We start from the raw sequence: 24485 nt of genomic DNA, 5'->3' as shown, positions 1-24485 counted from the left end.
TGTCGACGATAGTTAATCCAACAGATCGGTGTGATTAAATATTGGATATTATGGAAATGAAGTTCGTCTTAAAAAGTATTATTTATATTTGAGAAATGATTTCGATGAATCTGGAGGGGAATATTTATTGAATGCCGTTGGAAGAGGGAGACGCGGCGCGATTAAACCTCCGCGGTCTCCGGATCGTATACCATGCAGTGAAACTCGGCGAAGCCGCGCGGGGTCCCGCGCGAGTACGTATCCGTTATCCGGAAGCCTGCACGTTCATAGGCGCGTATGGCGCGGGTGTTCCACGCCAGTACTTCAAGGTCGATTTCATTCCATGGTGCGCGCCTGATTGCCTCCCGGAAGATCGTACGAATGAAAGCAGGGCCGAGACCCTGGCTGCACAGGTCGGGCCGCAAGCCTAAGCCAAGCCTAGTTACGCCTGTTATGGGGAAAAATTGCGCAAAGCCGATGAGCTCGTTCGAGCCGCCCAGAACCGCCGCATACTGCTCTTCCCGAAGGACGGAATCGCCGAATTCGATACCGTCCTTTTGCATTTTCTCCCAAGACGGCCAATTGAAAATATCGAACGGCTCTTCGTATGCCCATTCGCAAATTTCACGGGCGTAACGGATTTCCATCGTGTGTATAGTCATCACATGCGAATGTCGTTTATAATGGGTGGAGCTTTGATTATCGGTCACGGATCTGCCGCCTCCAATCACCGTATGCCTCTGCGGGCATAAATACGGATGAAACAGGATTATTATAACAGATAAGCGCAATAGGTCGTGTGTACATAAGGAGAACGAATGGTATGAGAAAGTTAATTTGGCTTGGCTGCTTGTCCTATCTGGTTATCGGGGTTGCCCATGTCGTAGGCGGTTCGATATTAGAGCAGCTGATCGGGCATTACGGGCTGACTTATAAGGACGGCGGGCAGTGGATCATGAATCAGTTTCTCGGCTTTCTCGTCGGGGTTCTGTTTGCGCCGTCACTGACGGCGAGAGTCGGCAAGCGCGGCGCCGTTCTGCTGGCTATCGGTATACTGACCGCCAGCGAGGCCGCTTACAGCCTATTGCTCCCATGGGGCTGGATGCTGGCGATCGCTCCGCTTGCCGGTATCGGCTTCGGCATGACGGAAGCGGTTGTCGGCGCGATGATCATTGATTTGGCCAAGAACGGCAAGGCATCGGCGATGAGCCGGCTGGAAACTTTCTTTGGCGTCGGGGCGCTGCTGATACCCATCGCGGCGGCTTATCTCATTCAGCAGAACGTATGGCAGGTTTCTTTTCCGATATTGGCGGCAATGTCCGGCATCACCTTCGTGCTCTGGCTGACGATGTCGTTCGGGGAGCTGGACGATCAACTCAGCTACGCGCCGAAATCCGCGGAGGGGAGTCAAGCAAATGCGGAGATTGCGGCGTCGCTCGCCGCTCCCCGGGCGGATGCTTCGGCTTTCTTCGGTTATTCGCGCAAAGCGCTGCCGTTCCTTCTGCTGTCGGCGCTATTCTTTATGATATACGTCGGAATGGAAATGAGCTTCTCTAACTACTTGCCTTCGATTCTGATCGAAAGGTCGGGCATTGGCGAGTCGGCGGCCGCCTCAGTGCTGAGTTTGTTCTGGGGAACGATGGTGCTCGGTCGCCTATTCGCCGGCGTGCTTGCCGACCGTATGGGGTATTCGCGTTATTTATTGATCGCGACGCTGGGCGCTTCGGCCGTCTTTGTATTAATGGCGGTTATGGGCCAGCTGAGCTGGACGCTTGTTTTTGTCGGGTTAAGCGGCTTATGCTTCTCCGGCATATTCGGAATCGCTCTCGTCTATGCGAACGCGCTTATTCCGGGCATGACCGAGCGGACGACGAGCCTGCTCGTTGCATGCGGCGGTCTTGGCGGCGCCATCTTCCCGCGGTTAACCGGCTGGATCATGGACCAATTCCATGTGCAGGCGACGTTATGGTACGTGAGCGCACTCGTGATCGTTATGCTGCTGCTGCTCGCGGTCATGCTTGTGCTTGGCAGAAGGCGGGCGCGGGAGCATAGGGAAGCAGAAGCCAGCTAGAAGAACCGGTAAGCAGGTATCAGCTCATAAAAAAACCGTCCGGATCTTTCGAGGCCACTGAAGAACTTACGTATTTCGTCATAGCGGTGGTCACAAAACTAAAAAAGACATCTGTCCGTATAATTTCGGGCAGATGTCTTTCTTTTTATGGAGAATGGCTTTTGTATTCTTAATCGCCCAGTTTTAATATTCGCTTCAGATTTCAGCGAATATGGCCATAGCGCCTTGAAGTGTGGTTCTTTATTTTTCAATTTAGCTCACTGGTGAAACCCAGCGTTGCTATGGTATTCTAGGATTTGTTAGTTCAACGAGCTATAGCTGCTGATTACGAAAACCGGATTCCTTTATGAAGTAAAGAGTCCGGGGTTTTTTTATGCAACGCATTGCTTAGCGTGCGATTTTTTCTGTTTCGTGAGGCTTTTTCATTTGTTTTTTGATTTTAGAATTTCAGTAATGTTATTAATGTCTTCTTTAATCTTTTTGAGATCGTTATCTACTGATCTCTTAAATTCGGATTCGTTAATTGCACTACGCACAACAAACTTCAAGATATATACAAAAACAATGATAATGAAAAGTATGAGCAAAATACCAGTTATTCCCCATCCTTGCATAATAATCACATCCCTTTATTTCCCTCGTTTTCTAATACTTTAATACTATTCCTTTTTTTGTCATTCCATAATACCATCAAACCGTGTACTAATTTTAGCATAATATGGATGGAGTAGTAAAATGAAGTATACCAAAGTTGTTCTGTCACTCGTACTATTTTTTACTTTTGCTATGGGAACTGTATCTGCAAACGGACAGCAGGTTGAAGAGAAACGGTTTAATGGTCTCAAAGTATTAAATGAAACTACTGAAATCTCGTACTTAGAAGATGGTACCAAAGTTACTACAATAAGAAAAGAGCTCGAAGGCGGAATTGAAGATTTAGAAAAAAATATCCGTATTGAAGAAGAAAAAAACAAATCAGATCAAAAGTTATTTGCTATTAACAAGCTGGGCAATAATTTCTCTTGAGATAATAGCGTTGGGACTTATAGCATCCCTTCAGCACAAGCAGCTCAGAGTTGGAATAGTAACAACATAATGATGCAAATGGTAGGCCATAATGGTCAGACATTAACCATTAATGATTTATCCTGGAAAGTTGTAGCGGATGTCGTTAATTATCACACAACATTTCCTGGTAAAACAGTCACAAACCTGAAAACTAAACCTAGATTAAAGGTGAATTCTTATGGAGTCGTCTTAGGAACCCAAGTTTTTTTAGAACAAAAACGATATGAAGGTATAGAGGGACTTGTTCTTCTTCTGCTCATTTCAGTGCAAGTGGTGGAGGAGCCTTTGTCTATGTATCCGCATTTATTGGCGGAGATTTCTCTTACAAATCTGGAACTACTCCTTATAGTAGTACCCGCTGGTGGAACGATCCAGGTTACGTCTCTAGTTAGGGCGATTTTAAAGTAAATAAGAAACCAATATAAAAGTGAAGGGTACAATTAAATTATAGAGCTGTATGTATGGACTTACGATCAGCGTATGTTGCTGTTGAATCAATCAAATCACCATCTCCCTATGGTGACTTAATTATACAGGAAAAAGGTACAGCCTCTATTTTTGAGGGGCTGTACCTTTTTTCATGGGGGCTTTTTCAGTGGCCTCGATCTTTCCGGACGGTTTTTTGTGGTCGGCTGCACGTCGATCGTCATTCACAAGTTGAAGGTACATTGCACAATCTGCAGCAGAATCGCTCTTACGCTCCCTTGGCCTGCGCTGCGCGGCTACCCTTGTATCTGCCGACGTATACGGCCGTCTGCACGTAAGGAAACAATGGTTTTGTACACGCCTACGGCCCGGGCGCGCGATGCCTTCAGATCGACGATTGCGCCACTGAGCGGAAGGTGAATCTCCTTATCGGACAGATGCGCGAGATGAGGCTGCCAGCGTCTGATGTAGCTGCCGCCCGGATCATGCCTCTGCGATTGCGTCACGGGGTTCATGATGCGGAAATAGGGCGCGGCATCGTAGCCGAGCGAGGAGCTCCACAGCCAGCCGCCTCGATTGAGCGTATTGTCGTAATCGCTTAGATGAAGGCGGAAGTGCTGCTCGCCTAACGTAAACGGGCATAGCAAATTTTTGGTCAGGAACATGGCTGTTACCATACGGAGCCGGTTCGGCAGCTCTCCCGTACGGTTGAGCTGCGTCATGGCCGCATCAATGATCGGAATGCCGGTCGAGCCGCTGGCCCAAGCCTCCAGATGGGTATCGGTGAGCGCGGACAGATCGACCACATGCTCATATCGGAAGTAATCGTCATGATACATGGCCTGATAGATATAGAAATCGCGCCAGGCGAGCTGGCGGAGCCACGTGTCTGCTCCCGGTAATCCTTGCGTAGTCTCGAAAGCCTGACGGGCCGAGAGCGAGCCGTTATTGATAAAGCGCGCCAGCCCGCTCGTATAATCCTCCGCATAGGCGTCACGGTTATCCGGGTAGGCGGCCAGCCGCTCGCGGACGAAGCGCTCGAGCTTCGCAGCGGACTTAACGGGCCCTTCGACGCCGGAGGTCTCTCCAAGCGCGCTGGCGACCGGCTCGGGCAGCGCGAACTGCGCCGCAATGGCAGGATCGATCTCGCGCACGGTAGACAAATCCCCGATCGTCGCTTCGCTTATCGGGCTGTATGACATCTGAATAAAGCTGCGCCATATCCGGTAGAAGGGCGTAAATACCTTATAGGGCTCTGTGCGCTTGGCGAATTCCGGTAGAGTCTCCAAGTCGGCCAGCGGCGCATCGGCTAAGGACATCCAGCGGCGGTTCAGCCCGCGCGCTATCTGCCGCAGCCGTGCATCCCGGCTGCGAGAATAGGGCGTGTAATCGGCATGAACGATGATTTCGTCGATCGGATGCGTCTGGAGGAGCGCTTCCGTAATGCGCTCGGGCTCGCCGTACAGGACGTGCAGCTCTTTGCCGGCATCGGCATAGCCTTGCAACAAGGCGGCGGCCTGGCCGATATAATTGCGCCCGCTATGGCTGGTCAGCCGCCCTCCGCCGAGCAAGGCGGGATCTATAATGAGCAAATGGATACCTGACGTATCCTTACATCGTATGTAATCAAACGCGCGTAAATCGGAAGTGCGCAAATCTTTGCGGTGGATAAATAAATACATGGAAATCGTGCTCCTCTCCTCTGCCGCGGCAACCGCCGGCTTCGTTAATCGTCAAGGAATAGAAACAGCAAAGCCGCATGTGGTTTGTCGACCGAGGACAAACAACTGCGGCTTTGCTGAATGAGCCTGCCTTGCAGCCGCTCCTGTATGGGAGGATTGCTTGGATCGCTCTATTTCACTTCTGCGAAATTAACGAAAGCTTCAGAGTCCATTACGCGACGCGCGGTCACGAAACGTTTCTCATAATAGGAGGAATCAAGCTCGTCGGTTACAACGCCTCTGCTGGAGGAAGCGTGAGCGAACTTACCGTCTCCCATATAAATGCCAACGTGGGATACGGAGCCGTTATTGCCGCCGGCCGTGTCGAAGAACACGAGATCTCCCGGGATCAAGTCCGCCTTAGCGACCTTAGATCCTGCTTTTGCTTGCGAAGCGGATGTACGCGGAAGGTCAATGCCCATTTTATCGAACACATAGGTCGTAAAACCGGAGCAGTCAAAGCCTTTCGTCGTCGTTCCGCCGCTTTTGTACGGACTACCAATCACATCATTGATGAGCCCGTTCATTTTGGAGTCTGCGAAAACGCTTCCTGCCTGGAATGCGAGCAAGAGCATCAGACCCAAAAGTATTACGGTAACCTTTTTCAATTGTGAAACTCCTTCCAATGCCGACGAGGTTAGCTGTGGGGTTCGGTAGAAGGTCCCCTATGATTCCTCAGGCGCTGACCGGTGTCAGACGTCGGAATCAATTCACCCAAAGTGGTTCCCCCGTTTTCCGTTAGGAAATTTGGCAGGTTTTTTATTGACTCGAGTAGATTTCGATTTTTTTCATTAATCTCCTTCTTAAATCGGCAAATTCTAATAATTCTCATGTAACCTTTTGACTAATTCGTGCGTTATAACGTTTTTTCTGTAATATTAATCGTCATTACTGGTGCTATCAGACTAAATACCGCGGCTCAATTTCATTAAATATGTGAATCCATTGTAAAATATACCGATTTGTCCGTGGTGCGCTTGGACCTTCGTACAGGCCAAAAGGTCCGGAAATAGCCGATTATAGCGAAAAAAAGCAGCATATATTAAAAAAATCTCATCAAGCAGAAACGCCTGTCGGCGTCCTTGTCCGAAGGGGGCGGACGTTTAAACGTGGAGATAGGCCAAATTATAAATGCTAAACTTATAAATGCTTATATTTGCATAAAAACAGGCTGTCCGACAAGGTCTTCGACCTGATCGGACAGCCTGTTTTTTATTTTCGCGGAATAAATGCGTTTACGCCTGCTTGGATTGCAGATAATCGAGCTGGGAGGCAACGGTCCACACCTTCAACAGCGTTCGGACCAGATGATAGCCTTGATGGACGATAAGGGCGAATAATCCGGCCCAGACGAGGGAGAGGCTGGATACAACGAGCCCAAGCGCGGCGCCGATGGCCCACATGACCAGCGAAATGGCCGCGTACATGAGGAAGTTCCTTACGGCCCGCCATAATGAACGGAATATCCCTTCTCCGGATACGGCGCCCAATTGCATGGCCAGAGACAGAAGGTGAAGAACCGTTCCCCAGAGGAGCCACAGGCCGGCCCAGGGCATGACGCCGAGCAGAAGCTCGGGTATGGAGCCGCTCGCAAGGAGCGAGTCGAGCGTATGCGGCAGCAGCCACCAGGCCGGCGCAAGCGCCAGAATGGATTCCAGCCAGTAGAGAAGCATGACGGGCTTCCACGTCTTGCGAATGCCTTCCAGAAAGCGGGTGCCTGCGCCGTCCCCCCTCGTCTGCTGCAGGGAGTAGAACAAGCCGGCGTTGAAGACCGGCGTCAGCAGCATGCGTGCGGCAAACAGGCCGCCGAAAATCCATAAATAAGGCGTAATCAGATCCGTCTTGAAGAGCTGGAACTGCGCCTCCGTCATGAAGAGCTGCGCGGCCGTATCAGACGGATAGGAGCCCGGGAAGCGGCGCAGCAGCGGAGAGACGACCGAATCGATAAAACGGTATAGGAAAAACCCCCACAGCAGCTGGTACAGAAATAATAGGATGACGATATATAAGTGTTTTACCGTTAGCCTCCAGCCTTGCATCATGTGTATCTTCATGGTTTATCGCTCCTTGAACGCGGATAACTTACCAGCTCAGCGACCCGAGCAGTCCTTCAATCAGCTTCGCGGCGCCCAGGCTCCATCTCGTGCGCGAGCTTTCCGGCAGCTGCGCCTGCATAAAGTTGTTGATGATTTTATTGTCCAGCACGTTGGAGTGGTTAGGGTCGACGACAACCCACTCAATCGGCGAGGAATGCACTTGCTTGTATTGGATGTGGGCTTCCTCCGCCGTCCACCGCTTCGTTACCTTCGTACCGTCCGTGAACTGCATGACGACCGGGATCTCGCCGTTTACCCCGCCGTTCCGCTTGATCAGCACGACAGACTCGTACATCGGCTTGCCGTCCTGCTTCACCGGCCGGACGTGAATGGCTTCTACCGAAAAGTCGGCCATTTGGTCATCGTACACATATTGGCTGAAGTAATCATGCCATTTTGTTTTCGTTACCTGCTCCACCACCCGTTGGAAGTCGGTAGAGGAAGGATGCTTGAATTTATATTTTTGGAAATAGGTGCGCAAAATCTTCTGCATCGTTCGCGAGCCCACCTGATTCTCGATCCCGACGAGTACGAGCTTGGCTCTCATGTATACATTCTCAGCATATTGGGAATGGCTTCCGTATGCCCATGAAGGCTGCTTAAGCGGCGCCGGATCGGTCATGTAGCTGGCTTCGACCCGCAGATTAAGCTCCAGCCCGTAAGCGGCTTCCATGACCTTGTCTTCCGCATAGGAGGTGAAGCCTTCATCCAGCCAAGCCTCCTCGAACTCGTTCGACGCTACCATCCCATACCAGTATTGGTGGCCGATCTCATGCACCACCGTTCGCTCCAGATCGTAGCCGGGATTCTCCTTCTCGGCCGCGAATGCGGTAATAAGCGTCGGGTATTCCATCCCTCCGGCTCCGTTTGCCCCTTTCGGCGGGACGACGATCGACAGCGTGCTGTAAGGATATTGGCCGTACCACTTGGCATAATTGGATAAGGCGGACTTGGCGGCATGCATATAGCGGTCTTTCAGCGCCGCATGCGACGGATCGAGATACAGCTTGATGCGGACGCCGGGAATGCCGATATCGGAGAAGGCGACTTCCTCGTAGACGAAGTCCGGCGAAGCCGACCAGGCAAAGTCATGCACATCGTCCGCGTAAAATTGGTAGACCTTCTTCTGGTCTTTCACCTCAATAGCCTTCGTCTGGAAGCCGGTAGCGGCGACGGTGTAGGCTTCGGGTACTTTAATCTTGACGCTGTAAATACCGAAATCGCTGTAAAACTCGGAGTTGCCATGGTACTGGTGGACATTCCAGCCCTCGGAGGTCCGGCCGCGCGTACCGGCAGTTTCGTAGACGGCGACCTTCGGGAACCATTGGCCGGCCATGATGAAATTGCCGGAGTAACCCATCCTTGCGAACACCTCGGGCAGCTTCACCTCGTAGCTCATCCGCAGCGTTACGGACTTGCCCGGCTCCACCGGCTCGGGCAGACGAATCTTGGCTAGCGTAAAGTCGTGCTCGTTGCCGTCGTCCGGCTGTACGTATTGCAGCCGCGGCAGCAGGCTCTCGCCCTCCAGCGTCTGCAGCGTCAGCAGCTTCATGTAGCCCTGGCTGTCGGCCGTAGCCTTGTCCTGCCGCAGCTGACCGCCGGATTCTTTCATAAACGTCGTTTTGTCCGATTGGAAGGCATTCGGGTACAAATGGAAGTAGAGCTCGGACACCGCTTTTTTGCCCGGATTGATCCAAGTTACAGCTTGTTCGCCGTCCAAATGCCGCGCGTCTTCGCGCAACTGAACGTTGATATGGTACTCAACGACCCTTTTGCTAAGCGACTGTGGCTTTGGCGTCATGACCGAGTTCGGTTCCTGCACCGCCGGCGGCTTGGCCGAATTTTGGGCAGGGGCGGGGGGTTGCTTGGCTTTGGCGGCGGGAGCGATTGCGTATGTATATTGGGATTGCCAAGCAGTCCCGAAGCCGTAGTGCACGGACACGCCGAGCAGTACAGCTGCGAGTGTTACGATTGCAATTCGTTTGAAATAGCGTGGAGTCATTGAACGTTTCCCTCCCGTGACAAGCATCTACAGCATGTATATGTTTGCATTTGGAGGATTATTAGCTAAAATGGAATTATTGTATCGGGGAAGGTGTGAATACGCATGACGGAAGAACAAGGACAGGCGGAGCAGCCGGAAAAAAAGGAAAAGAAATCACTGTCGCTCAATGTGGTGAGCAGCAAAAAACATAAAGGCTTTGGCGCGGGATCCATCGATTTGAGCGATGTGGCCTGCGTAATCATCGATGACGGAGAGGCTTATATCGACGTAGGCGCGATGCACGCGAAGAGCAAGATCGAGCGGGGCATCAAGTTTACGCCGAACAAAGAGGACACGCCGGATGGCCGCCAATGCTGGATCGTATGGGTAGCGGTCGATCGTAAAGAGGAAGGCTCGTATTATGCGGGCGCGACGGCCTGCGAGATGCTGATCGATACGGAGGCCCGCCGCGGCTGGAAGATCCTTGCCGACCACGTGAACAAGCTGGACTATGCGATCAAGCGCCGCTACGTGCTTGGCGAGCTCGGCGATGTGGAGAAGGCTGCGCTTCGCAAGCTTCTCATCGAGCATAATCAGGAGTGGTGGGACCGGTCGCCGGAAGAGCTGAAAGCGGCATTGGGCGGGTAGGCTACAGGGGATCGAGATGGGAATAAGGGAGACACCGGGGTCGGCGGGATGGATTCCGAATTCCAGATTTCGGATTTCGGATTCCGGTTAACCGGAAATTCTCCCATTAATTGATCCCAGTTGGCTTTGTCGTACCAATTAACCGTAAAACCTCCCGCTAATTCCTCGAATAACGGCTCTATTAAAGAAAATAGGCAGAATTAGAGTGAGGAAATCCCGCAAGCTCGTCGATAGTGCTTTTTCCTTTGCATTAGAGGGAGGAATTCTTGCTAATGAGGGCGCGAAGTTTGCTGGGCGACCTGTACGAAAAAGAACCTCATCGTATGCAAGTTAATCTTGCGGACGATGGGGTTCTTTGTTGTTTTTACACGTACAGCCTCACGCTTACGCAATCACGCTTACGCAATCACACTTTCGCTTCTTCACGCCCGGCGCTCTTCTTATACAGCATCAGCAGCGCCATACTCGCCGCGAACGACAGCACAATCAGCAGAAACGGCAGGGAGGGGGCGAGGCGGTAAGCCCAGCCTCCAATAATGCCGGAAGGTGATACGACAAGCAGAATCAGCACGGACAGCATCGCAAATACGCTTGCCCGGTTTTCGTCGTCGATGGCGTTGGCGACCGCCGCTTCCAAATACGGATACGTCATCATCGTACCCGCCGCGGCGAGAACGGTGCTGAGGATCAGCCAGAACATCATGCCGGGAAGCGGCAGAATCAGCAGCAGATTGGACACCAGCGAGATGAAGAAGCCCCACAGCATGACCGCATGGAGTCTGTTATCGCCCAGCCGGGGCAGCAGCAGCCACATGGAGAGCAGCATAATGACGGAGGTTACTGCCGGGAATATCGACACGAGTCCGCTGTCCAACTGAAGATAATCGACGAGAAAGAGCGACAGATAGGTGCCTTTCATCGTAAGCTGGAACTGGAACAGAATGTAGACGCCGAAAATCATCAGAAGAGGCTTATTGTCAACCATGCCGTTGATGACCCCTTTGTATTCGCGCAGTCCGGCCATAAAGCCGACGCTGCGGGTTTCCGCCATTTTGCGAAGGCCGATTTCCGTCTCGCGGGTGGCAAAATGCCGTCCGACGAATTGAACCGTCATGCAGACGCAGGCGAGAACATACATGATCCGCATGCCGGGTATCAGTCCGTAATGAGCGACAAGCAGCCCGCCGAGCGGAGCGAACAACCCCCCAAGCATGCCGACGAACTGAAGAACGGAGAAGACGAAGGTCCGGTCCTTCGGCTCGGTGTCTTCTACAAGCAAGCAGTAGAAAGCGGTATGCGGCACTCGTTGAAAACCGTTCACGACGGCCGCGACGATAAAGAACCATATATTTTGCGATACCGCCCAGAGCAGCGTTCCGACCGTCCAGCTAAGCACGTCAAAATATAGCAGCGCCCATTTCCTGCCGAGCCTGTCGGTCAGGTAGCCGCTGATGAAGGACGAGAATACCTGTACAATCAGGGTTAGCGTGGTGACCCAGCCGATGGCCGTCTCGTTCATCCCCATTTCAAACATATAAATCGTGGCGTACGTGCTGAACATGCTGTACGGGATTAGAAACAGCGGTTCATAGAGCAGGCAGCCGCGCGCATTTTTGGGAAGCCTGGTTAAGCCAAACATTTTTTTCCTCCATTCCTTCTGTCAACTTGCCTTTAGTCATACTAATAGTTCGGTCGGAATGACAATTATCCTTTTTTCAAATTCTATTTCATAGCAGATGGAAGTCGGGTGAAAAAGTTTTTTTGTAAAAAGTGCAGGGCAAACGGGACGCGCCGACGTCTATTCTCTCGGGAAGGAGGAGAGCGACATTCAAGACGAGGATTGGATCATGGCTGTGCGAAGCGGCGGGGCAGAGCATTATCGGCCTTTCGTACAAGCCTACGGTCCGTATATATATAGAACGGTCTTCGCAGTGCTTCATTCGCCTCATGATGCGGAAGACGTAACGCAGGAAGTGCTGCTGCAAATTTATCGCTCTCTCCCGGAATGCCGATTGGACGGACTGAAGACGTGGATAACGCGGATTGCCGTTAATCGCGCCATTGATTTCAAGCGAAGCAGAGCGCGAAGACCGGAGGAGCTTGCTGACGAGGAACAGCTGTCCGAGGCGGGACAGGGTGCCCGGGCAGGAATGCCTGCAGCCGAGACGGTAGCTATCGAGCAGGAGGACAAGCGACTGCTCAGAGGGCGGATTGAGACGCTTCCGGACAATTATCGCGAGGTCGTCACTGCCTTTTATATGGAGGATAAATCGTACGAACAGATCGCGGCGGAGACGGGCCTCGCGCCCAAAAGCGTGGAATCCCGGCTGTACCGGGCGCGAAGCTGGATGAAGCGGCATTGGCGGAAGGAGGATTTTGAATGAACGATACCACTTGGGGACATGCGGAGCATGACCGGAATCTGACGATGCATCAGCATGTTACGTTGGAAGAAATGAAGCATTACGTACAGGGACTGTTAGCCGAGCCGGAGCGGGAGCGAATCGATCAACGGCTGGTGGAATGCGAGGCTTGCCTTGCGCTGTTCATGACGGTGAACGGCTCGGAGGAAGCGGGGGCAGGCGGCGGACTGCCGGATATGCTGCAGCTGGAGCAACGCGTCGTGTCGCGGCTTATGAACGAGCAGAGGCTGGAGCGGGAGCGGAAGACGGCTTCCGAGCAGCTGATCGTATCACATGCAAAAGCCTCCCGCCGCGGTACTTGGCTGCAGCATCCGGCCGTCCAGTATACGATCGCGGCTTCGGTTACGCTGATGCTGCTCGGCAGCGGCACCTTTGCGGCCTTCTCGCAGCGGTTGGAGGAGCGGGATCTACTAGAGAGCCGGGCGCATCATCCGGTCGCGAACAGCCCGATTACCGGACAGGCGGAATCGTGGTCGGACCGGATGGTCAGCCAGACCGGCTCTTGGCTCGACGGGCTGCAAGCATTGCGGTTTAAATAATAGCCTTATGAACATAAAGAAAGGAATGAACCATCCATGAACAAAAGCCCGTTAACCGCTTTTTTGCTTTCGTTTATACCAGGCGCAGGACATGCGTATTTGGGACGGCCCGTCCGCACGATTATATATGGGGGAGGATTTTTCGGACCGCTGGGACTGATTTTTTTGTTTCTCGTTTCGAATAGCGGTGCAGAGGAGATTGCGGTTTTTCTGCTGATCATCGCGGTTCTGATATGGATCATCAACATGGTTGATATGATTTTTTCGCTTCTGTCAGGCAAAGTGCAGACGGCCGGCGCCGGACATGCCGCTTACGGGGGGTACCCGGACACATACGCGGTGGCGGAGCAGTTTTCTCAAGAGCAGCAGCGCGAGAGAACGCGCGCGATCCTGCTCTCGTTCCTGCCGGGGCTTGGCCATATGAGCCTCGGACTTATGCAGCGCGGCATCACGCTGCTCATCTCCTTTATCGGATTGTTCGCAATCGTCGTTTTTCTCAGTATCGTGACGGGCTCCGGGGCGCTGCTCATTTTCTTGCTGGCTCTGCCGGTGATCTGGATTTACAGCATGTTCGACGCGATATCGCTACTGAACGCGAAGCTGAGGGGCGAGGCGATCGTCGACCGCGCCATATTCGAGGATTTGGAGAGGCAAATCGCGTCCGGGCGCAAGAACAAAGTGCTTGCGATCGCTCTGTCGATTTTCCCGGGAGCGGGCCATCTTTATTTGGGGCTTCAGAAGCGAGGACTCCAGCTCATGGGGGGCTTCCTGCTGGCCATCTATATTATGGATAACTTGAGACTGTCGCTGTTCTTCTTCCTGCTGCCGCTGTTCTGGTGCTTCGCCTTCTTCGACGCGCTGCAGCAGACGTCGCGCTACGAGCGGCATGAGCTGACCGACGAGCCGGTGATGAAACAGTTCGTTCCATATCAGAAGTGGTTCGGCGTCGCCTTGATCGGGTTTGGGGTGTATTACTTACTGAACCGTGTCATCAATAATTTCGTGTTCAATCATTTTACGAAGCAAATTTACGATGCCTATATGGATTTCATCTATATCATTCCGACGGTAGTCGTTTCGTTTGTGCTGATTCTGCTCGGTTTGCGGTTAACCTTCGGCAGCAATAGAGCCGACCACAGAAACTTTGCGCCGCCGGCGCCTGAACAAGCCGGATTCGCTAAGGCATACGACGAACGGGAGGGGGAGCAAAATGAACAGCGCTAACGTTATTCCCGAAACCGGTCGCGGAGCGAGCATACGTACTTGGCGGGTCGGCTCGCTATCGATGGGCATTACGCTTATGCTGATGGGAACGGCGCTCGCGGTATCACTGTGGCAGGATATCGAGTCCTACGAAGTGTTGACGTGGGTGGCGCCTATCGTATTTATTATGCTGGGAGCGGAGCTGCTGCTCTACTTGAAATTTTCCGGCAGCGACCGCGCGATCGTACGCTACGATTGGATCAGTGTGTTTTTTGTCGGGGTGATTGGCACGGTTAGCCTGGGTCTTGCGCTCCTCATGTCGACGGGCTTGTTCGATGAGCTGCAGCGGGGACTGCAAATGACGCAGCGTTCGGCTTTTGTCGATACGCAATCCGTACAAGTGCCGGCGGAGATCAACAAAATCGTCGTACATAGCATGGACGGCGTGGAATTTGATGAGGCAGATACAAGGGAAGTGAAGCTGTTCGGCCAGGTGCGTTATTGGTCGGCTGAGAAGCTGGACCGGCTGGACGACAGCCTGCTGCGGACGAATGTCGTCGGCTCGACCATGTACGTCATGATCGGAACGGTGGAGCGCCAGGACGGCGGGTTTGTCTCGGACACCGTCAATCCCCAGCTTACGCTGATCGTTCCGAAGGGCGTGGAGATCCAGCAGCGGCAGCGCTGATCTTGGGATATATTGGGGCAAAGCATGTCGGAAGGCGGCTAAATGCGGTCTTCCGTCATGCAAGCGCCTGTATATCGTATAGTTGAAGTTTTCTCTAAGGCATTATACGATTCGTCAATGATTTTCGGCTCTATATAATCGAAGTCCCAAGCCGTTCCTGTACGTGACGAAGCTGGGCAATGATCCGGTACGATCCGCGGAGCGGGGTGTAGCCAAGCCTTCGGTTGATTTTTAAAATAGGCGCATTCGTCGAATCGTTATCGGTACGCAGGTAAGCAGCCTTGCTGTTCATGGCAAGCTGCACGGCTTTTACTTTCAAGGCGAATGCAATTCCTCTGCCGCGATAATCCCGGCTGACGCCGGTATATTCATGGTACATGCCGTTGGTTTGCGGATTGTGCAGCACATTCGTAATTCCGACGAACCTGTCTCCGTCAGCGGCGATAATGACGCGTTCCGGCGCATATCCGTCCACCTTCAAGTACCATTTGCGCCATTCGCCCAGCTCCGGCACGTCGCCGAGAAAACCGGGAATGTCGATCAGCGATTCTTTGTAAAGCTGATACAGCTTCAGCTCGCTCTCTTCGCCAGGTTCATCCGCCAATGTGAGAAAACGGATTTCCTTCGGTTCTATAAAACCTTCCAGCATGGCATCCAACCGCTGCGGTTGATTGCCGTCGAGCTTTAACAGCGACTGGAACGCGTGGCGTTCGATGATAAATCCCCTTTGGCCAGCAAACGCAATCGCGGCTTGATGATCATCCCATACCTCGGCGATGAGCGCGACAGCTCCCAGCTTGGAAGCCCAGTCCACCGTATGCCGCAGCAGAAGCTTGCCGATGCCGCGGTTCCGATATTCTTCCGCTACGACCAGCGTATTGCACAAATAGCCCGGCTCTGTCCATGGCGCCCGCCAGGACCAGACATAGCCGGCAATCTCCCCCTGTTCCGTGACGGCAACCTGCCGCTCCCGGTCATAGCCTGCCAGCAGCCCGTTCTCGTCGAACCAGGTGTGTCCAACCTCGTACAGCTTCTCATCCGCTTCACGCAAGCTCTCAGCTGTCGATGGCTCGGACCAGACCGTATTCAACAGCTCTGCAATCGCCTCGTAATCGTCCGGGAGCCGCAGCGAGCGAAGCTTAATGGTCATGTTTGACCCCTCCGTTCCCAAAGTCGTGTCTATACACATGAGTATGTCACGTCCGGCGGAGGGAGCGAAAGGGAAAGTTTGTTTATAGCCGTTTATTCAAGCGATGTCATGCGGCGCCGCTAAATTATAAGGCTTTTAATGGGGCTGACGCTAAACGTTTTTAGCTATAGTGGATTATCCAGCATAGTTAGTGATGGCGAAGCTAAAGTGGATTTTGCCCATCATAGCTCGTATTGGCGGACCGTGAGCAGGGATCCGAGTTACTCCTTTACAATGAACAAAAAAAGTCTGCGCCAAGTCACAAGGGGACTGACCCAATGACCAAGCGCAGACTTTTATCATGCGTTGCCTTATGACGCAACTGTATTGTAAGTCATAATCCAGATGGAGCCGGCGACGATCGTCAGCAGAATGACGAGGCCGAAGATAAGCGCCATCAGGTTGAAGCGCGGTTTCTCTTCATCGCGAATGTGCATGAAGAAGATCAGCTGCACAAGGAACTGAAGCACGGCCATTAACAGGATGAGCACGGTTGTGGCCGTTTTGTTCAGCATATCGTTCATGACGACGACGAGCGGAATGATGGTCAGAATAATCGAGAACAGAAAACCGATGACGTAAGACTTCATCGACCCGCCATGGGAACCGTGCGATTCGGGCGCATGTATATTATGCTTATCCATCCTACATCACCCCCATCAGATAAACGATCGTGAAGACGAAAATCCATACTACGTCAAGGAAATGCCAGTACAAGCTGATAATGCCGACCTTGCGCTTCGTGACCGGCGTAATGCCCCGGCGGCTAAGCTGCAGCATAAGCGCAACCATCCAGACGAGACCGACCGTGACATGCAGCCCATGCGTGCCGACCAAGGTGAAGAACGCCGACCAATAAGCGCTCGTTCCGATTGTGGCGCCTTCATGCACCAGATGCATGAACTCGGCAACCTCCAAATAAATAAACGCTGCGCCTAGCAAAGCGGTAATCGCGAGCCATAGAATGAGGCCGCGCTTGCTGCCCTTGTTCATCTCCAGAACGGAGACGCCGCTCGTAAAGCTGCTCGTTAGCAGGATGAACGTCGAGATAATAATGCCGTTCAGCTCGATCAGCTCCGCGCCGGTCGGGCCCCCGTCCGTATTCAGACGGAGGACGACAAAGGTTGCGAACAGCGTGCCGAACAGAATGACGTCGGTTATAAGAAACAACCAGAAGCCGAACGTTTTCATCGCTTCCTGATCGTGATGCTCCTCATGGCGGCCGCCATGGCCGGCACCGTGACCGCCATGCGATCCGGCCGCAGGCTTGTTGATTGCTTGTGCCATTATTTTGTCCCCCTTAATGCCGCTTCCGTCCGTTCAATTTCGTCGACAGGAATGTAATAATCCGTATCGTAAGAGAACGAGCGGGCCAGCATGCATACGACTACGCCGCCAAGTCCAAGCACGATCATCCATTTCCAATCCCATACGAAGCCGAAGCCGGCCGTAAACCAGCACGCGGACATAATGAACGGAATGCCTGAATTTTTCGGCATATGAATCGGTTCGAGTGGCGCCAGCGGCTTCGCAGGCTCGCCCTTGGCTTTGCGCTGCTTCTCTTCCCACCAGTCATCCTGACTCCTAACCTGCGGCAGGCGGGCGAAGTTATACAGCGGCGCAGGCGATGGAATCGACCATTCCAGCGTGCGGCCGTCCCAAGCGTCGCCATCCTTCTCTTTCTTGTAGAACTTAATGCTGTGAGCGATTTGCCAGACTTGGAAAATAAACGCGAGACCCATCAGGAAAGCGCCGACCGTCGAAATGACGTTAAGCGGCTGCCAGCCCATATCGAAGTCGTAGGTATTGACACGGCGCGTCATGCCGTCTAGGCCAAGCGCATATTGCGGCATAAAGCAAACATAGAAGCCGATGTTCCAGAACCAGAATGCCCACTTGCCGAGGCCCTCATGCAGGCGGAAGCCGAACATTTTTGGCCACCAGTAATAGAGACCGGCGAAATAGCCGAATACGACGCCGCCGATCAGCACTTGGTGGAAGTGAGCGATCAGGAAGTAGCTGTTATGGAACTGAAAGTCTGCCGGCGCGACCGACAGCATAACGCCGGTCATGCCCCCGACGACAAAGCACGGAATGAAGGCCACCGCCCACATCATCGGCGTCGAGAACGTAATGCGTCCGCGATACATCGTGAACAGCCAGTTGAACACCTTGACCCCGGTCGGTATCGCAATCAGCATCGTGGTGATGGCGAAGAACGCGTTCACGTCTGCGCCGGAGCCCATCGTGAAGAAGTGATGCGCCCAGGTGAAGAAGGAGAAGAAGCTGATCGACATCAGTGCAAATACCATGGATTTGTAACCGAACAGCTTCTTCTTCGAGAAGGTCGATACCACCTCGGAGAATATGCCGAATGCCGGCAAGATAACAATATAGACCTCAGGGTGTCCCCACATCCAGATGAGATTGATATACATCATCGGATTGCCCCCGCCGTCAAGCGTAAAGAAATGAGCGCCCAAGTAACGGTCGAGGAACAGCAGGAACAGTGTAACGGTCAAGATCGGGAATGCGAAAATAATCGTAATACAAGACGACAGCACCGACCAAATGAACATCGGCATTTGCATAAGCTTCATGCCAGGGGCGCGCATCTTCAGGATCGTCACGATAAAGTTGATCCCTGTCGCCAGGGAGCCGATACCGGATATCTGTATCCCCCAAATATAGAAGTCCTGGCCGAGTCCGGGACTGCCCGACAGCTCGGAGAGCGGCGGATAAGCCAGCCAGCCGGCATCCGGCGAGCCGCCGATGATGAACGATACGTTGAACAGCATCGCGCCGAAGAAGAACATCCAGAAACTGAGCGAGTTCAGGAACGGGAAAGCAACGTCGCGCGCGCCGATTTGCAGCGGAACGACAATGTTGAACAAGCCGAACATGAGCGGCATCGCCATGAACAAAATCATGATGACGCCGTGAGTCGTAAAGATCGCGTTATAGTGCTCGGCGTTCAAAAATTCAAGCTGCGGGGCCGCAAGCTGCATCCGCATAAGCAGAGCGTCGACGCCGCCCCGGAATAACATCAGGAGGGAGGCGATAATATACATGATGCCGATCTTCTTATGATCGACGCTGGTGAGCCATTCGGTCCACAGCCATTTCCATTTTTTGAAGAAGGTAAGCGCAAATATAATCGCGACAAGCGATAATCCGATCGATACTTGAGCCCCTAAAATAAGCGGATCGCCGGTAACGAAAAACTCGGATGCGAATTCTTTCAGTTTATCTAACATGAGGGGTCTCCTTTCGTTATGGGCTAATGACCCGCATGATGGTGTGCGTTGGACTCGGTTCCGGTACTATCCGGTGAAGCGGAATCATCTGCCTCGGCAGCCTCATCCTCTTGCTCGGCCGTATCGCCGCCGTGATGCTGGTGTGCGCCGCCGTCCCCGTTCACATATTGCGTGACGACTTTTTCGAACAGGCCTTCAGGGAAGCTTGAGAACAGAAGCGTCTCGGACGAGCCGGGCTCGGTCAGCTTCTCATAGCCGTCCATGGTAAGCGCAGGAGAAGTGCCCTTCACCTCATTGATCCACGCCTGGTATCCCTCTTCCGATGTCGCATCGACTTTGAAGGTCATCTTGGCGAAATCTTTTCCGTTGAAATTGGCGCCGGAGCCATAGTAGCTGCCCGGTTCATCCGCCTGCAGGAACAGCGTCATCGCCATGCCGGACATCGTGTAGATTTGGCCGCCAAGCTGCGGAATCCAGAAGGAATTCATCGCCTTATCGGACGTGAGCTGGAACTTCACCGGCACGTCCTCCGGAATTTTAAGATAGTTGACGGTTGCGATGCCTTCCTCCGGATATTTGAACAGCCACTTCCAATCGAGCGACGTAACTTGAATCGTAACGGGCTCCTTCTCGGAGACGATAGGTTTGGAAGGCTCGAGCTCGTAGGTGTATTTGACCGTAACGACCCCCAGGATGAGGATGATAATGATCGGAATGCCCCACCACACAATCTCCAGCTTCGTACTATGCTCCCACTCCGGCGTATAAGCGGCTTTTCTGCCGGGCCTATCGCGGTAACGCCAGATGATGATCGCCGATAGAATGAGAACCGGCACGATAACCACGGCGCATAACAGCGTTGTAATATAGATTAAATCCTTCTGTGATTCACCGATCGGCCCTTTCGGGTCAAGCACGATAAATTGCTCGCCGCAGCCGGAAAGCGTCATCGCCATCAGCAAAAACAACACAGGTGTCAGCATACGAATATTCGGTTTCATACCTCGTTTCAACTCCTCAAAATGACTGCTTACGACTACAATAGCAGATCCTGCGCGCAATAACTGCGGGGTTAACAATTACGTCAATAATTCGTCTTTTTTCTGTAAAAGAAAGTTCACCGCTTCGACAACTGTTACTTTTTGCATCATCGGCATGGACGAGGAGCTGTCCCGGCGTCTGTTGACCGAGGAGAGGAACGATAAGGGAGACCATAACGGCAACGGAAGCTCATACGGTTTGTTTAACGTCAATGAGCGCATCTAGCTGTATGCCGGAGAAGGTAACGGATGAAGTATCTCTTCCCACCTTGGCATCGGCACCTCCGTTAAGGTCCGGATGAGAGCGGAGCTTGCGGGCGCAGCGGATTCGAACGATAACGATGGGTAATCCGGACGAGGACTTTCCGGAACGGATTCAAATTTAACTGTAAAAAAAAGACGTACAAACCGGATGCCGGTGAGTACGTCTTCTTTCATTACATTCGAAAATTATTCGTCGCCCTGATCAATCTTCGGCGTCTCCTGGTGGAGCCGCGCGTGAACGAGTCCGATCGCGGTGCCGATGACATAAATATGAACGCTGCCGATTAGAAATCCGATACCGACCATTAGGCCGACATTTTGATCGCTGAAGTGGCTTAGATTAACTGCGCAGAGCAGAACGCCGATGCTGAGCACGGCCCATGCGATTGCCGTCATGGCTTTAACAAGCCGTTTGACATCCGATTTCGACGGCTGAACCTGGCTGATTGTTGCTGTTTTCGTCGTCATTATGAACACTCCCGGTTAATTGTAAGTGTTTTCTTAGAATTACTATACCATAATCACGCGAATTTGTTCAAAGAAAATTCACTTTATGATCATAATTCGGACAAAAATACACGGTTGACCAGCCGAAAAAAGGTGTATAGCCATACTAACCCAGAGATACGTGCAGAACCGGAAAGGGGCAACGTGATGAGCAGACAGGAAAACCCGGTGCCCGAGGACAATCCAGAGGTTCTCTTGATGCTGCACATACCGCCGTTTTAATCGGTCCACCAACGCTTGAAGTCGGTCCACCACGAATGGCGTCCCTTCTCCGCCGAACCGTCCTTCTGCCCGTCCGTGCCGGACTCGGCTGCCGGCTCGCCGCATACCTCCGTCGGCTCCGTGCCGCTAAGGAAGCTCTCCAGCCGCTTGTTCGGGCAGGTCTCCGCCGCAAGCTTTCCGCTGGTCGGATCAATATAGACCGTAGCGACCCCTTGCGGAATCGGGAAGATTTTCGGAGGAACGGTGCTGAGCGCTTTTTCCGTAAACTGGGCAAAGATCGGCGCTGCGCGGTAAGCCTCCGCAACGGTCAGCTTGCGGTTCTTGTCGTATCCGACCCACACGGCTGTCGTGAGCTCCGGCGTATAACCGACCAGCCACGCATCGGTTGGCGTCGTTCCGGTCTTGCCGGCAACTGGCCGCTTGATGGCGGAAGAAACGCGATGGGCCGTGCCGCCTTCTTCAAATACGCTTTCCATTAAGCTGGTCATAACATAAGCCTCGGCGGGGGCGATGACTTGCTCGGCTTGATGCTTCGCTTCATATAAGACTTGTCCCTTGCGGTCCTCGATCCGCGTAATGGCAACCGGTTCGACCCGGGTGCCGCCATTGGCGAAAGTAGCGAAGGCGGAAGCCATTTCGAACGGACTGACCGGGGAGGTGCCGAGCGCAAGCGAAGGAACGGGCTGCATCGGACTGTCGATTCCGAGCTTTCTCGCGGTTTCGATGACCTTATCTGCGCCAACCGTCATGATCGTGTTAACCGCATAGATGTTATCCGAGCTTGCGAGCGCCTTGCGCATGTCGATATAGTCGTTCGAATATTTATCGCCGTAATTCCGCGGTTCGTAGGTTTTGCGTCCTTCGTCATAAGTAAAGACGGTCGGCTCGCTCTTGAAGCGTGTCACCGGCGTCATGAAGCCGCTGCGCAGCGCGGTCAAATACAGGAACGGCTTGAACGAGGAGCCGGGCTGGCGCGTGTCGGCAAAAACACGGTTAAACTGGTTCTTCTTATAGTCGCGGCCGCCTACCATCGCTTTTATATAGCCGGTGCGGGGGTCGATCGCGATAAGCGCGGCCTGCTGCTCCGAGCTTGCGGGAATTCCTTTGGCGACGACCTCCTCGGCAGCGGCCTGCGCGACGGGATCAAGCGTGGTATAAATCGTAATGCCGCCCTCGTTAAGCAGCTGTTCGTTAATACCCAGCTTATCCACCGCTATGTAGCGGATATAGTCGCGGAAGTACGGAGCAAAACCTTCCTGCTGGCCAGAGCCGAGCGGCTGGAAGCTCAGCACCTCCGCATAGGCGGCGCTTTTTTGCCCGTCCGTAATCGAGCCGCCTTCCAGCATGGCCTGCAGGATCGTAAGCTGGCGATCCTTCGCGGCTTTCATGTTGAGATAAGGAGAATAGTATTTCGGCCCCTTCGGAATGCCGGCCAGCATGGCGCTCTCCGCAAGCGACAGCTCGGAGGCATGCTTGTTGAAATACATCATGGCCGCCGCTTCTATGCCGTACGAGCCGTGTCCGTAATAAATTTGGTTCAAGTACATGCCCAGGATCTCGTCCTTGGAGTAGTTCATCTCCAGCTGTACGGTATACATCGCTTCCTTTATTTTGCGCTGCCATGTCCGCTCATGCGTCAAATAGAGATTTCTCGCCAGCTGCTGCGTGAGCGTGCTTGCGCCTTGACGGGCGGACATGCTCTGAACGTTCACCATGACGGCGCGCGCCATTCCCTTCATGTCGAAGCCGCGATGCTCGTAGAAGCGCCGGTCTTCGATCGCCAAGGTGGCATCGACGACGTAATGGGATATATCGGCGAGCGGCACGGAACGGCGATTCTCGCCGGCGTGGAACGTATCGATGACGTTGCCGTGCAGGTCGACCATTTGCGAAGTCTGGCTGATGGAGGCGGCCGGAAGCGTTTGTGTCCGCAAATAAATAAGGGTGCCTGCGAACAGAAGCACGAAGACCGTGAACACGGCGGCAGACCATTTCAGCCCATTTTTTATATGTAGAACATGGGGAAGAAACCTCTCGGATATACTAGGAAAAGCGGGTCGGCGGCGGGTCTTCCCCTGCCGGTTGGAAGGCTTTTTCATGGAGCAGGCTCCCTTCGGGTTACAAAATTTACAAATTTCGCTATAAGATCGACTTATACGCAAACCTTCGCTTTTCCTTAGTATGGAAAAACGGGGTTCGCGCTATTCACGAGCGAGGCGGCGGTACATTAATTTTTTGTGCGGAGGCTGGAAAAGGTTGCTTTTTTGAAGCAAATAACTATAATACAGGTTGAACCATTGAAGGAAAGAGGGATCAGCGACATGGAATTATGGTATACGGAGAAACAAACCGATAGCTTCGGCATTACGGCGAAGATTACGAAAACGTATGTAAATGAACAAACGGACTTTCAACAGCTGGATATGATCGAAACGGAAGAATTCGGCACTATGCTGGTGCTGGACGGCATGGTTATGACCACGGTGAAGGACGAGTTTGTTTACCATGAGATGGTCGCGCATCCGGTTCTCTTCACTCACCCGAATCCGGAGCATGTGCTCGTCGTGGGCGGCGGCGACGGCGGCGTTATTCGCGAAGTGATGAAGCACCCGAAGGTGAAGAAAGCGGTGCTTGTTGACATCGACGGCAAGGTTATTGAATATTCGAAAAAATATTTGCCTACCATCGCGGGCGAGCTCGACAACCCTCGCGTTGAAGTGCTTGTGAACGACGGTTTCATGCATATCCATGATCATAAAAATACGTACGACGTTATTATGGTCGATTCCACCGAGCCAGTCGGCCCTGCGGCGAACCTGTTCACGCGCGGCTTCTACCAGGGCATCTACGAAGCTTTGAAGGAAGACGGCATCTTCGTGGCGCAGACGGACAACCCGTGGTTCAAAGCGGAGCTGATCCAGAGCGTGAACAAGGACGTAAAGGAAGTATTCCCGATCGTGCGCGTATACGGCGCGAATATTCCGACGTACCCAAGCGGCCTGTGGACCTTCACGATGGGCAGCAAGAAGTACGATCCGCTTGCCGTCGATGAGTCGGCCATTCCGGAAATCGATACGAAATATTACACGCCGCGCCTTCACAAAGCCGCATTCGTGCTGCCTAAATTTGTCGAAGACCTCGTAAAGTAAGCGAGCGGTAC

Annotated in this window: 22 protein-coding genes and 1 riboswitch; of the genes, 9 read left to right on the top strand and 13 right to left on the bottom strand. The window is 53.0% G+C overall.

The features are described 5' to 3' along the window. Positions 1–161 precede the first annotated feature (161 nt). A complete protein-coding gene (locus H581_RS0107690) occupies positions 162–641 on the bottom strand; it encodes a GNAT family N-acetyltransferase (RefSeq protein ID WP_028609510.1) in 480 nt (159 codons plus the stop codon). Between the two features lie 161 nt (positions 642–802). On the opposite strand from H581_RS0107690, the gene H581_RS0107685 reads away from it, so the two are divergent. From H581_RS0107685 to H581_RS0107670, 3 genes are all read left to right on the top strand, one after another. Next, complete coding sequence (locus H581_RS0107685; protein WP_028609509.1) at positions 803–2050, top strand: MFS transporter; 1248 nt, start codon at positions 803–805, stop codon at positions 2048–2050. Between the two features lie 735 nt (positions 2051–2785). Further along, positions 2786–3076, top strand: a complete 291-nt coding sequence (locus H581_RS0107675; protein WP_028609507.1) for a hypothetical protein — start codon at positions 2786–2788, stop codon at positions 3074–3076. A gap of 69 nt (positions 3077–3145) precedes the next feature. After that, entirely contained in the window at positions 3146–3526 is a 381-nt protein-coding gene (locus H581_RS0107670) for a hypothetical protein (protein ID WP_028609506.1), read from the top strand. A 314-nt stretch (positions 3527–3840) separates the two neighbouring features. On the opposite strand, the gene H581_RS0107665 is transcribed toward H581_RS0107670, so the two are convergent. From H581_RS0107665 to H581_RS0107650, 4 genes are all read right to left on the bottom strand, one after another. Beyond that, a complete protein-coding gene (locus H581_RS0107665; RefSeq protein ID WP_028609505.1) occupies positions 3841–5226 on the bottom strand; it encodes a cryptochrome/photolyase family protein in 1386 nt (461 codons plus the stop codon). Positions 5227–5396: 170 nt separating this feature from the next. Next, positions 5397–5873, bottom strand: coding sequence for a C40 family peptidase (locus H581_RS0107660; RefSeq protein ID WP_028609504.1), 477 nt, complete (start codon positions 5871–5873; stop codon positions 5397–5399). A gap of 3 nt (positions 5874–5876) precedes the next feature. After that, positions 5877–6028: riboswitch (cyclic di-AMP (ydaO/yuaA leader) on the bottom strand. Positions 6029–6500: 472 nt separating this feature from the next. After that, entirely contained in the window at positions 6501–7319 is an 819-nt protein-coding gene (locus H581_RS0107655) for a hypothetical protein (protein WP_028609503.1), read from the bottom strand. A 28-nt stretch (positions 7320–7347) separates the two neighbouring features. Beyond that, the gene (locus H581_RS0107650) at positions 7348–9363 is read right to left on the bottom strand and encodes a M1 family metallopeptidase (RefSeq protein WP_028609502.1); all 2016 of its coding nucleotides are present in this window, start codon (positions 9361–9363) and stop codon (positions 7348–7350) included. A gap of 105 nt (positions 9364–9468) precedes the next feature. On the opposite strand from H581_RS0107650, the gene H581_RS0107645 reads away from it, so the two are divergent. Further along, a complete protein-coding gene (locus H581_RS0107645) occupies positions 9469–9993 on the top strand; it encodes a YwhD family protein (RefSeq protein ID WP_036718119.1) in 525 nt (174 codons plus the stop codon). Positions 9994–10399: 406 nt separating this feature from the next. On the opposite strand, the gene H581_RS0107640 is transcribed toward H581_RS0107645, so the two are convergent. After that, positions 10400–11632 carry an MFS transporter gene (locus tag H581_RS0107640; protein ID WP_028609500.1) on the bottom strand — a complete coding sequence of 411 codons (1233 nt, stop codon included), beginning with the start codon at positions 11630–11632 and terminating at the stop codon, positions 10400–10402. A 208-nt stretch (positions 11633–11840) separates the two neighbouring features. Here H581_RS0107640 and H581_RS0107635 point away from each other — a divergent pair, with 208 nt between their 5' ends. From H581_RS0107635 to H581_RS0107620, 4 genes are read left to right on the top strand one after another with little or no spacing between them, the layout of a single operon-like run. Continuing rightward, positions 11841–12377 (top strand): RNA polymerase sigma factor, encoded by a 537-nt coding sequence (locus tag H581_RS0107635; RefSeq protein WP_051250549.1) that lies wholly within the window; start codon positions 11841–11843, stop codon positions 12375–12377. Beyond that, on the top strand, positions 12374–12955 hold the full coding sequence (locus H581_RS0107630) for a hypothetical protein (RefSeq protein ID WP_028609498.1): 582 nt from the start codon (positions 12374–12376) through the stop codon (positions 12953–12955). The genes H581_RS0107635 and H581_RS0107630 overlap by 4 nt, the downstream gene beginning before the upstream one ends. Positions 12956–12991: 36 nt before the next feature. After that, entirely contained in the window at positions 12992–14179 is a 1188-nt protein-coding gene (locus H581_RS0107625; protein WP_028609497.1) for a hypothetical protein, read from the top strand. Then, on the top strand, positions 14166–14846 hold the full coding sequence (locus H581_RS0107620) for a hypothetical protein (RefSeq protein WP_028609496.1): 681 nt from the start codon (positions 14166–14168) through the stop codon (positions 14844–14846). Before H581_RS0107625 ends, H581_RS0107620 begins: the two co-directional genes overlap by 14 nt. Positions 14847–14976: 130 nt before the next feature. Here H581_RS0107620 and H581_RS33360 read toward each other — a convergent pair whose 3' ends face one another. The 7 genes from H581_RS33360 to H581_RS0107585 all read right to left on the bottom strand — a co-directional run bounded on the left by H581_RS33360 (position 14977) and on the right by H581_RS0107585 (position 23424). After that, on the bottom strand, positions 14977–15996 hold the full coding sequence (locus tag H581_RS33360) for a GNAT family N-acetyltransferase (RefSeq protein WP_051250547.1): 1020 nt from the start codon (positions 15994–15996) through the stop codon (positions 14977–14979). Positions 15997–16346: 350 nt separating this feature from the next. Continuing rightward, positions 16347–16679, bottom strand: a complete 333-nt coding sequence (gene cyoD / locus H581_RS0107610) for a cytochrome o ubiquinol oxidase subunit IV (RefSeq protein WP_028609495.1) — start codon at positions 16677–16679, stop codon at positions 16347–16349. Position 16680: 1 nt separating this feature from the next. After that, positions 16681–17322: a cytochrome o ubiquinol oxidase subunit III gene (cyoC, locus tag H581_RS0107605; protein ID WP_028609494.1), complete on the bottom strand. Its 642-nt coding sequence runs from the start codon at positions 17320–17322 to the stop codon at positions 16681–16683. Next, on the bottom strand, positions 17322–19292 hold the full coding sequence (locus H581_RS0107600) for a cbb3-type cytochrome c oxidase subunit I (protein ID WP_028609493.1): 1971 nt from the start codon (positions 19290–19292) through the stop codon (positions 17322–17324). Before H581_RS0107600 ends, cyoC begins: the two co-directional genes overlap by 1 nt. A gap of 23 nt (positions 19293–19315) precedes the next feature. Beyond that, complete coding sequence (gene cyoA / locus H581_RS33355; protein ID WP_036718115.1) at positions 19316–20293, bottom strand: ubiquinol oxidase subunit II; 978 nt, start codon at positions 20291–20293, stop codon at positions 19316–19318. A 489-nt stretch (positions 20294–20782) separates the two neighbouring features. Further along, positions 20783–21064 (bottom strand): hypothetical protein, encoded by a 282-nt coding sequence (locus tag H581_RS0107590; RefSeq protein WP_028609492.1) that lies wholly within the window; start codon positions 21062–21064, stop codon positions 20783–20785. A gap of 257 nt (positions 21065–21321) precedes the next feature. Continuing rightward, entirely contained in the window at positions 21322–23424 is a 2103-nt protein-coding gene (locus tag H581_RS0107585; RefSeq protein ID WP_028609491.1) for a transglycosylase domain-containing protein, read from the bottom strand. Positions 23425–23646: 222 nt separating this feature from the next. Here H581_RS0107585 and speE point away from each other — a divergent pair, with 222 nt between their 5' ends. Then, positions 23647–24474, top strand: coding sequence for a polyamine aminopropyltransferase (gene speE, locus H581_RS0107580; protein WP_028609490.1), 828 nt, complete (start codon positions 23647–23649; stop codon positions 24472–24474). The last annotated feature ends 11 nt before the right edge of the window (positions 24475–24485 follow it).

Source organism: Paenibacillus harenae DSM 16969 (genome assembly GCF_000422465.1).
GTDB lineage: Bacteria > Bacillota > Bacilli > Paenibacillales > Paenibacillaceae > Pristimantibacillus > Pristimantibacillus harenae.
Note: the sequence above shows the minus strand (reverse complement) of the source record. Positions and strands in the feature narration are given on the sequence as shown.